At 69.3% G+C, this 12,724-nt stretch carries 14 protein-coding genes; 1 reads left to right on the top strand and 13 read right to left on the bottom strand.

The genetic code is table 11. The features are described 5' to 3' along the window. Positions 1-74 precede the first annotated feature (74 nt). The gene (locus G3M62_RS03970; protein WP_165184896.1) at positions 75-428 is read left to right on the top strand and encodes a hypothetical protein; all 354 of its coding nucleotides are present in this window, start codon (positions 75-77) and stop codon (positions 426-428) included. Between the two features lie 250 nt (positions 429-678). On the opposite strand, the gene G3M62_RS03965 is transcribed toward G3M62_RS03970, so the two are convergent. The 13 genes from G3M62_RS03965 to G3M62_RS03905 form a co-directional block, all read right to left on the bottom strand. After that, positions 679-1,107, bottom strand: a complete 429-nt coding sequence (locus G3M62_RS03965; protein ID WP_165184895.1) for a hypothetical protein — start codon at positions 1,105-1,107, stop codon at positions 679-681. Then, positions 1,100-1,915, bottom strand: coding sequence for a dihydropteroate synthase (gene folP, locus G3M62_RS03960; protein ID WP_165184893.1), 816 nt, complete (start codon positions 1,913-1,915; stop codon positions 1,100-1,102). The genes G3M62_RS03965 and folP overlap by 8 nt, the downstream gene beginning before the upstream one ends. An 86-nt stretch (positions 1,916-2,001) precedes the next feature. Next, positions 2,002-2,475: a YbjN domain-containing protein gene (locus G3M62_RS03955; RefSeq protein WP_165184892.1), complete on the bottom strand. Its 474-nt coding sequence runs from the start codon at positions 2,473-2,475 to the stop codon at positions 2,002-2,004. Between the two features lie 123 nt (positions 2,476-2,598). Beyond that, positions 2,599-4,476, bottom strand: coding sequence for an ATP-dependent zinc metalloprotease FtsH (gene ftsH, locus G3M62_RS03950; RefSeq protein WP_165184890.1), 1,878 nt, complete (start codon positions 4,474-4,476; stop codon positions 2,599-2,601). 76 nt (positions 4,477-4,552) lie between these two features. Beyond that, positions 4,553-5,872, bottom strand: coding sequence for a tRNA lysidine(34) synthetase TilS (gene tilS, locus G3M62_RS03945; RefSeq protein WP_165184888.1), 1,320 nt, complete (start codon positions 5,870-5,872; stop codon positions 4,553-4,555). A gap of 162 nt (positions 5,873-6,034) precedes the next feature. Then, positions 6,035-6,883: a tol-pal system protein YbgF gene (ybgF, locus tag G3M62_RS03940; protein ID WP_165184887.1), complete on the bottom strand. Its 849-nt coding sequence runs from the start codon at positions 6,881-6,883 to the stop codon at positions 6,035-6,037. A gap of 247 nt (positions 6,884-7,130) precedes the next feature. After that, complete coding sequence (gene pal, locus G3M62_RS03935; RefSeq protein WP_165191184.1) at positions 7,131-7,700, bottom strand: peptidoglycan-associated lipoprotein Pal; 570 nt, start codon at positions 7,698-7,700, stop codon at positions 7,131-7,133. Between the two features lie 351 nt (positions 7,701-8,051). Continuing rightward, positions 8,052-9,368, bottom strand: coding sequence for a Tol-Pal system beta propeller repeat protein TolB (tolB, locus tag G3M62_RS03930; RefSeq protein ID WP_165184885.1), 1,317 nt, complete (start codon positions 9,366-9,368; stop codon positions 8,052-8,054). A gap of 14 nt (positions 9,369-9,382) precedes the next feature. Further along, a complete protein-coding gene (locus tag G3M62_RS03925; protein WP_165184884.1) occupies positions 9,383-10,192 on the bottom strand; it encodes an energy transducer TonB in 810 nt (269 codons plus the stop codon). A gap of 12 nt (positions 10,193-10,204) precedes the next feature. Continuing rightward, positions 10,205-10,717, bottom strand: coding sequence for an ExbD/TolR family protein (locus tag G3M62_RS03920; RefSeq protein WP_165184882.1), 513 nt, complete (start codon positions 10,715-10,717; stop codon positions 10,205-10,207). Between the two features lie 4 nt (positions 10,718-10,721). Beyond that, positions 10,722-11,420 (bottom strand): protein TolQ, encoded by a 699-nt coding sequence (tolQ, locus tag G3M62_RS03915; protein WP_165184881.1) that lies wholly within the window; start codon positions 11,418-11,420, stop codon positions 10,722-10,724. Between the two features lie 153 nt (positions 11,421-11,573). Then, positions 11,574-12,023 (bottom strand): tol-pal system-associated acyl-CoA thioesterase, encoded by a 450-nt coding sequence (gene ybgC, locus G3M62_RS03910; RefSeq protein WP_165184879.1) that lies wholly within the window; start codon positions 12,021-12,023, stop codon positions 11,574-11,576. Between the two features lie 7 nt (positions 12,024-12,030). After that, entirely contained in the window at positions 12,031-12,669 is a 639-nt protein-coding gene (locus tag G3M62_RS03905) for a hypothetical protein (RefSeq protein ID WP_165184878.1), read from the bottom strand. Positions 12,670-12,724 lie beyond the last annotated feature (55 nt).

The following is a 12,724-nucleotide window of genomic DNA, read 5'->3' as shown; positions in this document are numbered from 1 at the left end:
CAGCAAACTCAAGGGTTTACACAAAAACGCACGTTTCCTATCCCCACTCTCCGGGACGGCCGCACACTATCGGCATGACCCAGACCCATCACACCCCCGCCCCCATCCCAGCTCGGACCTTGGCCTGGAGCCAAGCCCTGCAGGCCAAGCTCATGGACGCCCTCGACGCGGCCTGGGCGATGATCGAGCGCAGCGACGATCCGGCCCAGATCCGGAAAGCCCGCGACAGGGCCAAGGCGATCGGCGAACTGGCCGCCATGGCGAGGAAGGTGGCGCTGATCGTGCCCCTGCAGCGCGTGGCCCCGGCGGCCGCCGCCCCGGCGGGTCCGGCGGCGCCGATCCTGGCCGATCTGGCCCCGGTCGCGGCCCAGGCCGAGCACGCAAGGCGAGCGCTGAAGCTCAAGGGCGGCGGGCGCGCGCGGTTGTAAGGAAGCCCTTCCCTCCCCCTCGTGGGGAGGGTGGCCCGCGTAGCGGGTCGGGTGGGGCTTGATAACTCAGCGGAACACGCCCCGACCAACGCCCTGCACCGGCCCCCACCCGTCGGCTTCGCCGCCACCCTCCCCGCGGGGGGGAGGGACGGGCCTTTCCGGAAACGCCCCTTCCGACCTTCGCCAGCGGCGAGGCCGCGCCTTAAAACCTTGGAGGCGAGGCCCCATCCGGGACGGATGGAGTGTTCACCTAGACTCCGCGCAGGCGAAACGACGGCGGCGGTTCAATGCCGTCGAGCGCCCACCAAGCCTGCTTTAGCCGATCAGGGTCGTTCAAGGCGGCGATGGCGTCTTCGTCGCCCTCATCAGCCGAACGCTTCAGCCAGTAGAGGTACCAGCGTCGATTGCCGCGCTGGCGATGGTACATCGCCAAGTTCCACCACGCATGACTGGGGTAGTCAGGGGCGTAACGGCGAATCCAGTAGATGGCCTCGGCGGAAGCGTGAGGCATCGCAAGATCACCCAACAGCGCCGACAGCTGTATGCGAGCGCCCAGGTTGCCGAGTTTCGCCGCAACCCTGTAGAGTTCGATGGCCGGCTCGATCCGGCCCTCTCCTTCAAGCTCCTGCGCCAACAGATCGATGCGCGTTCCTTCGGCCTCCCGATCCGCCTTACGCACCCCCGATCGCCCCCCACACCGTCAGCGCCTGAACCGTCTCGCGCGCGTCGTGGGCCCGGACCGCCGCCACGCCGGCGGACGCGCCGTGCAGGTGGGCCGCCAGGGAGCCGCCGAGGCGGTCGGCGGCGTCGGCCCCCAGGGGGTCCAGCGCGGCGATGAAGCGCTTGCGGCTGGCGCCCAGCAGGATCGGATAGCCCAGGGCCACCAGGCGCGGCAGGGCGGCCAGCAGGGCTAGATTGTGGGCGGGAGTCTTGCCGAAGCCGATGCCCGGATCCAGCCAGACCTTCTCGCGCTCGACCCCGGCGGCCATGGCGGTGAGGGCGCGGGCCAGCAGGAAGGCCTCGACTTCTGCGACCACGTCGTCGTAGCGCGGGTCGTCCTGCATCGTGCCGGGCTCGCCCAGCATGTGCATCAGCACCACCTCGCAGCCCAGTTCGGCGGCGACTTCCGGCGCGTCGGGAGCGAAGCGCAGGGCCGCGACGTCGTTCCAGATCGTGGCCCCGGCGGCGACGGCGGCGCGGGCCACGGCGGGCTTCATGGTGTCGATCGAGATCGCCACGTCGCTGCCGGCGCGGATGGCCTCGATCAGGGGGACGACGCGGGCGATCTCCTCGGCGGCCGGCACGGGGGCCGCGCCCGGGCGAGTGCTCTCGCCGCCGATGTCGAGGATGTCGGCGCCCTCGTCGATCAGCCGCCGGGCCTGGTCCAGGGCCGCGCCGGGATCGAGGAACCGCCCGCCGTCCGAGAAGCTGTCGGGCGTGACGTTGACGATCCCCATGACGCGGGGGCGAGGGTGAGGCGTGGTCATGGACGGCGTTTTAGGCCCGCGACGCCCCCTCCGTCACGATGCGTATTCGCATCGCGCCACCTCCCCCGCTTCGCGGGTGAGGAGCCCTACCAATCAATGAACTTGGTGAACTGCCCGATCATGCCCGTCCAGACGCCGAAGTCGTCGTCCAGGCCCGCGAGCGTGCGGCCGGCGTTCACATTGACGTCGTACTGGACGTAGGGGTCGTTGTCGTCGTCGAGATAGACCTTCAGATAGCGGTTCTTGCGGTTCCACTCGTTGGCCTTCTCCAGCTTCAGGCCTTCCTTCATGTCGAAGCCGGCCGAGAACTGCAGCGCCTTGCAGCGCTTGGTCGCGTCGCAGTCGTAGAAATAGATCTTGAAGGTCTGGCCCTCGGCGGCGCTGTTGATCAGCGGGTCGCCCTGATCGTCCTTGGTCAGCTCGGCCTTGTAGCCGCCCTTCTGCAGCCAGGCGGCCACCTCTGGCCCGGTCATGCCGTCCTTGTGGATGTCCTGGGCGCGGGCCATTCCGCCCATCAGCGCCGCCCCAACCGCCAGGGCGATGATCGCCTTCTTGTTCATTGCCTGCCTCCCCGCCGCCTGTCGCGGCCACGGTTCAGGCTAGTCCGGCTCGCGCGACAGGCAAAGAAAAAGCCGGATCGGCGAACCGATCCGGCTTTCCCAAGTCTTCCGTACCGAGAGCGGCTAGGCGGTGACGCCCGTCGACACCGGCACCGAGGCCACCGGCCCGGTCGGCATCTTGTTGCTCTCGTCCTCGATCCGGGTCGGCTGGACGCCCTTCATCACGCCGATGATCTCGTCGCCGCTGAGGGTTTCGAACTCCAGCAGGGCCTTGGCCACCGAGTGCAGCTCGGCCAGCTTCTCGGTCAGGATCTGGCGGGCCTCGTCCTCGCCGCCCTTGACCAGGCGACGGACCTCGCTGTCGATCTTGATCATGGTGTCGGGCGAGACGTTCTGGGTGCGCGCCACCGAATGGCCCAGGAACACCTCGTCCTGGTTGTCGCCATAGGCCACGGTGCCCAGCTCGTCGGAGAAGCCCCAGCGGGTGACCATGTTGCGGGCCAGGCTGGTGGCGGCGCTGATGTCGCTGGAGGCGCCCGAGGTGATCTTGTGCTTGCCGAAGATCAGCTCCTCGGCCACCCGGCCGGCCATCATGATCGCCAGGCGCGAGGTCATCATGTCGTAGCTCATCGAGTAGCGATCGCCCTCGGGAAGCTGCATGACCATGCCCAGAGCGCGGCCGCGCGGCACGATGGTGGCCTTGTGGACCGGGTCGGCGACGGCGACGTTGAGGGCCACCAGGGCGTGGCCGCCCTCGTGATAGGCCGTCAGCTTCTTCTCGTCCTCGCTCATGGCCATCGAGCGACGCTCGGCGCCCATCATCACCTTGTCCTTGGCGTATTCGAAGTCGTGCATGGTGACCATGCGACGGTTCTTGCGCGCCGCGGTCAGGGCCGCTTCGTTGACCAGGTTGGCCAGGTCCGCGCCCGAGAAGCCGGGGGTGCCGCGCGCCAGGGTCTTGACGTCGACATCGGCGGCCAGCGGCACATTCTTCATGTGCACGCGGATGATCTTCTCGCGGCCCGCGACGTCCGGATTGGGCACCACGACCTGGCGGTCGAAGCGGCCCGGACGCAGCAGGGCCGGGTCCAGAACGTCGGGACGGTTGGTGGCGGCGATCAGGATGATGCCTTCGTTGGCCTCGAAGCCGTCCATCTCGACCAGCAGCTGGTTGAGGGTCTGCTCGCGCTCGTCGTTGCCGCCGCCCAGGCCGGCGCCGCGATGGCGACCGACGGCGTCGATTTCGTCGATGAAGATGATGCAGGGGGCGTTCTTCTTGGCCTGCTCGAACATGTCGCGCACGCGGCTGGCGCCGACGCCGACGAACATCTCGACGAAGTCCGAACCGGAGATGGTGAAGAACGGCACGCCCGCCTCACCCGCGACGGCGCGGGCGATCAGGGTCTTGCCGGTGCCGGGCGGGCCGACCAGCAGGGCGCCCTTGGGGATCTTGCCGCCCAGGCGCTGGAACTTGGCCGGGTCCTTCAGGAACTCGACCACTTCTTGCAGCTCTTCCTTGGCCTCGTCGACGCCGGCGACGTCGTCGAACAGCACGCGGTTCTTGTTCTCGGTCAGCAGCCGGGCCTTGGACTTTCCGAAGCCCATGGCGCCCTTGGTGCCGCCCTGCATCTGGCGCATGAAGAAGATCCAGACGCCGATCAGCAGCAGGATCGGCAGCATCTGGAACAGGATGCCCACCAGGATGTTGCCGCCCTTCTGGTAGACGATCTCGGCGTTGCGGGCCTCGAGACGCTTGACCAGGTCTTCGGAATTGATCGGGACGGTGACGCTGTAGGGCTTGCCGGTCTTCGGCTCGACCTTGACCAGATCGCCGTTGATGTTGGCCTTCTTGACCTCGCCGCTGTCGACGTTCTTGAGCAGCTGCGAGTAGCTGACCTCGCCGCCATTGCCGACGCCGGCCTTGCCGTTCTGGCTGACGACATAGATGCCGAGCACAGCCACCGCGATCGCCAACCAGATGCCCAGGGTCTTGAAATTCATACGCGTTGTCTTCCCAACGATAGTCTCTGACCAACCAAGATAGGACGGCCCGGCCCATTTCGCCACGCGCGGGATATCATGTCGCGGGTTCTTGATCGACACGGCCGATCGCCGCCTCGAAACGAGCCATGACAAGACAACGCGCACGCGTCGATTTCGCCTCTGCAAGGATCGGGCAACTGACGGCGCCGTCCGGGGCGATGACGGCCGGAAGGCTGGGGCGGGCCGAGGCCGGAAGGGCCTTCAGGGCCTGGCGCTGGGCCGGCGGCAGGCGGGCGGCCAGGCCTTGCAGGGGGCGGACGGCGAGGCCGGGGATGGCGGCGGTGAGTTCGTAGCGGCCGTCCCAGACGACGGGCTGACCAGGGGGCAAGGCCCTCCCCCCGTCGGGAAGGCGATCCGAAGGATCGGTGGGGGGAGGACCTGATCTGCGGGCTTCGCCGGGTTCGCGGAAGAACGACACCGCCTCCCCCGCCGCCTCGATCCGCGCCCCGGCCAGGGTGGCGGTGAAGGTCTCGCCGCTCCGGATCCGGTCGACCAGCCGCTGCAGCCGGTCGCCGCGCGGCGGTTGGGACGTTCCGGCCGCGCACAGGCAGGCGGCGGCGACGTGGGCGGCGGGGGCGGTGCGGGGAAGCGTGAGCCAGCCCTCTCCTCCCCCGTGAAACGGGGGAGGTGGCGAGGCGCCGATAGGCGACGTGACGAAGGGGGCGTCAGCGGCGGAAGGGGACGCCCCCTCCGTCGGCTTCGCCGCCACCTCCCCCGTTACGCTACGCTTCTCGGGGGAGGAGAGCTGGACACGCGCCCTAGCCCGCGCCGACCTCGGATCTTCGTTCGCCGGATCGTCCAGCCAGGTCTCGCCCCGCGCCGCCAGCCAGTCCCGGATCTCCCCGCGCCCCACCGCCAGCAACGGCCGCAGCACGAACACCCCTCGCCCCTCCGGCCAGACCGGTGACGGCGACCACGCGCGCGGATCCGACACGGTCGAGCCCTCGGCGCGCATCAGGGCCGCCTCGGCCAGATCGCCCTTGGTATGGCCCAGCAGCAGGACCCGCGCCCCGGCCTCTCGGGCGGCGTCGGCCAGCAGGGCGTGGCGGGCGGCGCGGGCGGCGGCCGACAGGCCCGAGGCCGGCTTGGGGCCGGTCCAGGCCAGGGCGCGGGCGTCGGCGCCCAGCGCGCGGGCCTTGGCGACCGCGTCGGCGGTCCAGCCGGCGCTGGCGGGGTTCAGCTGGTGGTCGACGGTCAGAGCCAGCACCGCGCGGCCGTGAGCGCGAGCCCAGTCCAGGGTCAGGATCAGCAGGGCCAGGCTGTCGCCGCCGCCGGAAAAGCCCACCGCCAGGGGCGCGGTCGCGGCGGGGCGCAGGCGACGGTCCAGAGTGGCGGTGAAGGCGGGGAAGGTCATGCCACGTCCCCTGATTTCCGCTCATCCCGGCGAAGGCCGGGACCCAGATCCCAAGGCGTGGACCCTGATTGGAGAGGCTCAGAGTTCGAGGAACCCGCCACACCGCCATTCCATCTGGGTCCCGGCCTTCGCCGGGATGAGCGGATCAATAGCTCTGGAACCCTAAGCCGCGCACTTGGCCTGGGCGCGCGTCGTCGCGGCCTTGGAGGTCACCGCCGCCGGGGCCTTGGGGTAGCGCTTGGCCAGTTCGTCCAGGGTCTTGCAGGCGTCGGCGGGCTTCTTCAGGGCCACCAGCGAGCGCGACAGCTTCAGCACCGCGTCGGGCGCCCAGCTGGTCTGCGGCCAGCCGCGCACCGCGCCCAGATAATTGCCGGCGGCGTCGCCATAGGCCTCGCGCACGAACTGGGTCTCGCCCAGCCAGTAGCGGGCCTCGGGGGCCTTTGCGCTGTCGGGATAGGTCGCGACATAGCCGGCGAAGGCCTGTTCGGCGCCGCCGTAATCGCCGTCCAGCAGCAGCTGGCGGGCCGACTTGAAGGCGGCGGCGGGATCGTTCGCGGCGGCGACGGGCGCGGCCGGAGCGGCCGGAGGCGCGGCGACGGCGGCGGCCGCGGCGGCCTCCTGGTCGGCCAGGCGCTTTTCCAGGGCGGCCAGGCGCTGGTCCAGCGCGTCGGCGCGGGCCTTTTCACTGTCATTGGCGCGGCGGGCCACGTCCAGGTCGTGGGTCAGGGTCTCGTTCTGGCCGTTCAGCCGCGTCAGGGTCTGTTCCAGATCCTTCAGCTGGTCCGACAGGGCGGAAATCTGGGCGTCGGTCTCGGCGGCCTGGACGACCACGGGCTTGCCGGTGTCACGGCCCTGGAAGACGATCGCGCGCAGCTCGCGCACCACCTTCTCCATCTTGTCCAGCCGCTTGACCGAGCGGTCGTCCAGCGGATCGGGCATGGCGGTTTGGGCGAGCGCGGGCATGGTGGTCAGCGCCAGGACGGAGGCGAGCAGAGCGGCTTTCAGCTTCATGTCGGCGATTATGCCCCGGTTGCGGACAAAAGTGCGGCCAAAGGTCGGAGCGCCACGATGAAACGACTTCGCGCCTGGCGGCATCTCAAAACGTTGTCATCCCGGAAGCCTCGCAGAGACTGTTCGGGACCCAGGAGACTGGGCCAACGCCTTGCGGCCACCCCTGGGTCCCGGACAGCGCGACGCGCTTCCGGGATGACAACCTGTTGGAAGCCCTTCCCCCGTTGAGGGGGAAGGGGAAGATCAATTACCGCGCGCCGTCGGTGATGGCGGTGCGGGCGTTACGGTTCTTGGCCCACGAGTCTTCGCTCGAGCCGGCGTCGATCGGGCGTTCCTTGCCGTACGACAGGGTCTCGATGCGCGAGCCCGAGACGCCCTGGCCGACCAGGAATTCGCGGACGGCGTTGGCGCGGCGCGCGCCCAGGGCCAGGTTGTATTCGCGGGTGCCGCGTTCGTCGGCGTTGCCTTCGATGCGCACGCGCACGGCCGGATAGCGGTTCAGCCATTGGGCCTGGGCGGCCAGGGTCGGCTGGGCGTCGCTGCGGACGTCGTAGCTGTCGGTGTCGAAATAGATCCGCTCACCGATGTTGATCACGAAGTCCTGCACCGTGCCCGGCAGCGGGCCTTGGTTCGGCGGCGACTGCGGGGCTTGTTGCGGATACGACGGAGCGGGCTCGCTGGGGGCCGGCTGCGTCGGCGCCGCGGGGCCCGCGGGCTTCGGCCGCGAAGCACAGGCGGCGAGCGAGGCGGCCGCCAGGCCGATCATCGCCAGTCTAGCGACGCGTTGGGTGTCGAAGCTCATCCAGTTTCTCCTCAAGTCCACGGCCAAGGTTCATACTTCTAGCGCGTGTAGCCTTCGCGACGACGCGCCAAATTCACCTTCGACCTCACAATGGCGTCAGATTGTCGCACGCCCACGTGGTTTCACCCGACGCGTGAACGTCGGATGAACGACTTTAGGGCAACGCGCGGTTACGGCAGAGGTTGCGTGAAAGTCGTGTGGATCGATGATCGCGCGCCCCTCACGCCAACATCCCGGCGAAGGCCGGGACCCAAGCGGCCTATCAAGGCAGGCGCCGACGCACGGGATGGCCGCGCCACCTCCCGTCACCTCGGCTTGGGTCCCGACCTTCGTCGGGATGTTGGGAAGAAAAGGAAAGCTAAGAAATCAATCCAGCAGGGGCGACCAGGCCGGGTCGGACGCCGCGCCCTGGTAGGCGGCGGGGCGCAGGATGCGGCCGGTGATGTCCACGGTCCACAGCCGCGAATTGCCGCTGGAGCCCTCGCGCGAGAACATCAGCACCCGGCCATTGGGCGCCCAGGTGGGGCCTTCGTCCAGGTAGCTGGTGGTCAGCAGGCGCTCGTCGCCGCCGTCGGCGCGCATGACGCCGATGTGGAATTCGCCGCCGGTCTGCTTGGTAAAGGCGATGAAGTCGCCGCGCGGGCTCCACACCGGGGTGGTGTAGCGACCGCCGCCGTACGAGATGCGGCGCACGCCGCTGCCGTCGACGTTCATCACATAGAGCTGGGCCTGGCCGCCGCGGTCGGAGTTGAACACGATCCGGCTGCCGTCCGGCGAGAACGAGGGCGAGGTGTCGATGGCCGGATCGGTGGTGATCCGCGTCGACTGCCGGCTGCGCAGGTCCATCACGTAGATGTCGCTGTTGCCGCCTTTCTCGACCGAGAAGGCCACCTTGCTGCCATCCGGCGAGAAGCGCGGGGCGAAGACCATGCCCGGGAACTTGCCGATGGTCTCGGTGCGGGCGGTCTCCAGATTGGTCAGGTAGATGCTCGACCCCGTGGGCCGCAGCGCCATGTAGGTGATCTCCTGGCTGGTCGAGGAGAAGCGCGGGGTCATGACGATGTAGGAGCCGTCGGTCAGGTACTGCGGGTTGGCGCCGTCCTGGTCCATGATCGCCAGCTTCTTGACCCGGGCCAGCTTGCCGCCGCTCTCGGCGACGAACACCACGCGGGTGTCGAAATAGCCCTTCTCGCCAGTCAGCCGCTCATAGACCGCGTCGCTGATCTTGTGGGCCACGCGCCGCCAGTTCTCGGCGGTCGAGGTGAACTGCAGGCCCAGGAGCTGCTGCTGGCTGAAGGTGTCCCACAGGCGGAAGTCGACGCGCAGCGTGCCGTCGGCGCCCACCGTGACCTGGCCGTTGATCAGGGCCTGGGCCCCGGTGGCCTGCCAGTCGGGGAAGCGCGGCTGGACGTTCACGTCGGCCAGCTTGTCGGCGACGTTGGACACGTTCAGCGGCTGGAACAGGCCCGAGCGCTCGAGATTGCCGCTGATGACCTGAGCGATGTCGGCGCCGCGCTGGCCGCCGCCCGAAAAGGCGGGGATGGCCACGGGCAGCGGCTTGACCGCGCCCTTGTCGATGTCGACCTCGATCTGGGCGCGGGCGACGGTGGGCGCGAGCGCGGCCATGGACACGGCCAGGACGGCGGCGGTCGCCAATCCGGCGAAGACGGACTTCAGGTTCATGCTCGGTGTCCTCCCTATCGCGCCGCGCAAGCGTCGCGCGCCTTGAAGTTCAAATTGAGTTGCTGGCCATAGTAGTCCGGCGGCAGGCCTTCGAAGGGCGCCGATTGATAGACCGCGCGAATGGCCCGGTCGGCGGCGGCCTTGACCACCGGATCGGGCGAGCGCTCGGCGTCGCCGGCCGTCACCTGGCCGACGATACGGCCGCCGGTGGCCAGCTTGAAGCTGACCTTGACCTGCACCGCGCCGCCGCCCTCGACCTCGCAGTTGGGGTTCCAGCGCCGCTGGATCTCGTCCTTCATGCCGTTGATCGCCGCGGCCTGCAGGCCGGTCATGGCGCCGGCGCCCGGACGGGCCTGGGTGGCGGTCTCCGGACGGGTCGGCCCCTTGGGCGCGTTGGCCACCGGCTTGCCGGCCGCCTTGGGCGTCTTGGCCAGGGTCTTTTCCAGCGAGGCGAAGAAGTCCGGCTCGGGCTTGGCCGGAGCCGGCTTGGTCGGGGTGGGCTTGGGCGTCGGGGCCGGCGCGGCGGTCTTCGGCGGCGCGGGGGCCGGGGTCGGGACCGGAGCAGGCACGGGCGCCGGCGGCTGAGGCTGGGCCTCGGGCGTCGGTTCCTCGGTCTGGGCGGTCTGGTCGACCACGTCCTCGATCGCGGGCCGCACGTTGGTGGGCCCCTGGGTGACGACGGTGATCGGCACGCTCTCGCCGATGATCACCGGCTTGGACGGCTTCCACGGACCGATCAGGATCGCGACCACGATCGCGCCGTGCAGCGCGATCGAGCCGACCAGCGCCGGAGAGAAATTGGTCCTGTCCTCGCGATAGCTCACCGCGCGGTCACCCTACTGCGCCGGACGCAGGGCGCCCGCGTCCGTGGTTTTCGCCGAGGCGCCGGAAGACGGGCCGCCGGTGTCGGTCAGCAGGTTGATCTTGGCGAAGCCCGCGTTGGACAGCGCCGCCATCACCTGGGCCACGGTGGCGTAGTTGGCCTTGCCGTCGGCGCGCACGAAGATCGGCTTGTCGTAGCCGTCGCCGGCGATGGCCTGCAGGCGCGGGGCCAACTCGGCGAACGGCGCCTCGCCCTCGCCGATGAACACGCTGCCGTCGGCCTTGATCGAGACGGTGATCGGCTCCTGCTGGTTCTGCAGGGCGGCGGCCTCGGTCTTGGGCAGCTCCAGCGGCACGCCGGCGGTCAGCAGTGGGGCGCTGATCATGAAGATGATCAGCAGCACCAGCATGACGTCGACCAGCGGGGTGACGTTGATCTCCGACAGGGCGCCCTTGCCCCGGCGGCCGCGACGACGGCGACCGCGACGGCCGCCGGTGGCGAAGGCGTCGTTGGCTGACATCGCCATGCGACTAGACCCGCTCGCTCAGGCGACGCTGGATGGCCGTCGACAGGTCGTCGGCGAAGTTCTCCAGGCGGCCGGCGTACTTGCCCGCGTCGGTCGAGAACTTGTTGTAGGCGATATAGGCCGGGATGGCGGCGATCAGGCCGATGGCGGTGGCGAACAGGGCCTCGGCGATCGACGGGGCGACCACGGCCAGCGAGGTGTTCTTCGACAGGGCGATGTTCTGGAAGGCGTGCATGATGCCCCAGACCGTGCCGAACAGGCCGATGAACGGGCTGGCGGTGGCGACGATGGCCAGGCTGCCCAGGCCTTCCTCGGCCTTGCCGGTCTCGCGCGAGATCAGGGTGTCGTTCATGCGGTCGATGCGCTGGATCAGGAACGCGGCCTGGGCCTCGCCGATCGGGCCCTTGGCCTTGGCGTCGCGCCATTCCTTCAGCGCGGCCTGCAGCATGCGCGGCAACGGATGCTTGGGATTGGCGCCGGCCTGGGCGGCGACCTCCTCCAGCCCCTGGCCCGAGCCGACCTGGTCCTCGAATCGGTTGGCGGCGCTGTTCAGCGACGAGAAGCGGAACAGCTTGTCGATGATCACCGCCCACGAGCCCAGCGACGCCAGGATCAGACCGATCATCACCGCCTTGACCACCCAGTCGGCCTGGAGGAACAGCGAAATGAAGGAAAAGCTCTGCGGGCCTGCGGCGGCGTCCATGCGGGGTCAGCTCCGTTGGGGCGTCAATGGGGGGCGTCAGTGGGCTGGAAGGTTGATAGCGCGCCTTCCGGGGTTCCGTTGCGCCCTTACTGACATGAAGCGGGGCAATGGTGAAACTATGACAACGGGTGAGGGAGTGGGTTTTTTGTCGGCCTAGGCCTGAACTTCCAGCCATGGCGCCAGTTGGGCCAGCATCTCCGCCGTCGGCTTGCGTGGGCGGCCGTCCAGGGTGATGCACACCGCCTCGCCCTTGGCCTGGCAGATCAGCTCCTCGCCCCGGGTGATCCGCTGGCTGACGAACAGCCGCGGGCCCTTCACGCGGTCGTAGGTGGTGCGCACCACCAGGGCGTCGTCGATCCGCGCGGCCCGCTTGAAGTCCAGCTCCATGCGGGTGATCGCGAACGCCGTGTCGGCCTGGGCCAGCTCGGTGTGCGAGATCCCCACCATCCGGAAGAAATCGCTCCGCCCCCGCTCGAAATAGCGCAGATAGTTGGCGTGGTAGACGATGCCGGAAAAGTCGGTGTCCTCGTAGTAGATGCGCACGGGCAGCTGGTGCTCGCGGCCGTCGAAGACGCCGGCGGTGGGGTGGGGAAGATCGGTCATGGTCCGGTTATAGCGGGCTCGCTCCCGAAGGGGGAATGGGCGCTGCTCTGAGGTCCTCCCGTCCCTCGCGGATCGGCCCCGCCTCGAGCACGCGGGTGACGTGGTCCATCAGGAAGACCCGGTCACGCTCGGCGAACGCTCGCATGCTCCTGAAAAGGCCGTAGCCGACCGCCATCGTCACCAGCGGGTCGATCAGGTGCGAAACAGGCGAGCCGCGGCGAAAGCCGGCGACATGGTCCGCGTGCGTGGCGAGCGCCACCAGCGCTCCCGGAACCGCGCCCAGCGACAACAGGGTGAAGACCATCCAGGCGCCGATGAACAGCACGATCTCGACCGGCAGGCGCGCGCGGCAGGTCACAAGGCTGCCCTCCGCCTGCGCCGTCCAGTCCAAAGTCAGCGCAAACTTCAGGCTCTTGCGGCTGGTGGGGCGGCGATGGAGCGTCGCGTCGGTCGGCGTGATGGCGCCCACGACAGGCTCGGCGCCGCCGGGGCCGACGTCGGTCCCGACCGTCGCCGCCAGGCGCGCGCCGACCTGGTCTGGCGGAACGGCGGTGTGGAAGGTCCAGACGTTGGGCCGTTTGGGCGCGGCCATGGGATCGGGCGGCCGGTTGGCCTTCGGAACCTCGATGACGTCGCCGCGACCCATGAGCGCCCTCCCCCTGGCAAGGCTTGGATAGCTTCCGGTTGTGGCGACGCAAAGC

The organism is Caulobacter soli (genome assembly GCF_011045195.1).
Classification (GTDB): domain Bacteria; phylum Pseudomonadota; class Alphaproteobacteria; order Caulobacterales; family Caulobacteraceae; genus Caulobacter; species Caulobacter soli.
The sequence above is the reverse complement of the archived record's forward strand: the minus strand, read 5'-3'. Positions and strand labels throughout refer to the sequence as shown.

Bases quoted from the DNA above. Each gene is read 5' to 3' on its own strand.
- G3M62_RS03955 (WP_165184892.1), bottom strand. From the start codon at position 2,475: ATGAACAAGAAGGCGATCATCGCCCTGGCGGTTGGGGCGGCGCTGATG.
- G3M62_RS03970 (WP_165184896.1), top strand. From the start codon at position 75: ATGACCCAGACCCATCACACCCCCGCCCCCATCCCAGCTCGGACCTTG.
- tolQ (WP_165184881.1), bottom strand. From the start codon at position 11,420: ATGGACGCCGCCGCAGGCCCGCAGAGCTTTTCCTTCATTTCGCTGTTC.
- tilS (WP_165184888.1), bottom strand. From the start codon at position 5,872: ATGACCTTCCCCGCCTTCACCGCCACTCTGGACCGTCGCCTGCGCCCC.
- G3M62_RS03920 (WP_165184882.1), bottom strand. From the start codon at position 10,717: ATGGCGATGTCAGCCAACGACGCCTTCGCCACCGGCGGCCGTCGCGGT.
- ybgF (WP_165184887.1), bottom strand. From the start codon at position 6,883: ATGAAGCTGAAAGCCGCTCTGCTCGCCTCCGTCCTGGCGCTGACCACC.
- tolB (WP_165184885.1), bottom strand. From the start codon at position 9,368: ATGAACCTGAAGTCCGTCTTCGCCGGATTGGCGACCGCCGCCGTCCTG.
- G3M62_RS03905 (WP_165184878.1), bottom strand. From the start codon at position 12,669: ATGGGTCGCGGCGACGTCATCGAGGTTCCGAAGGCCAACCGGCCGCCC.
- ftsH (WP_165184890.1), bottom strand. From the start codon at position 4,476: ATGAATTTCAAGACCCTGGGCATCTGGTTGGCGATCGCGGTGGCTGTG.
- folP (WP_165184893.1), bottom strand. From the start codon at position 1,915: ATGACCACGCCTCACCCTCGCCCCCGCGTCATGGGGATCGTCAACGTC.
- ybgC (WP_165184879.1), bottom strand. From the start codon at position 12,023: ATGACCGATCTTCCCCACCCCACCGCCGGCGTCTTCGACGGCCGCGAG.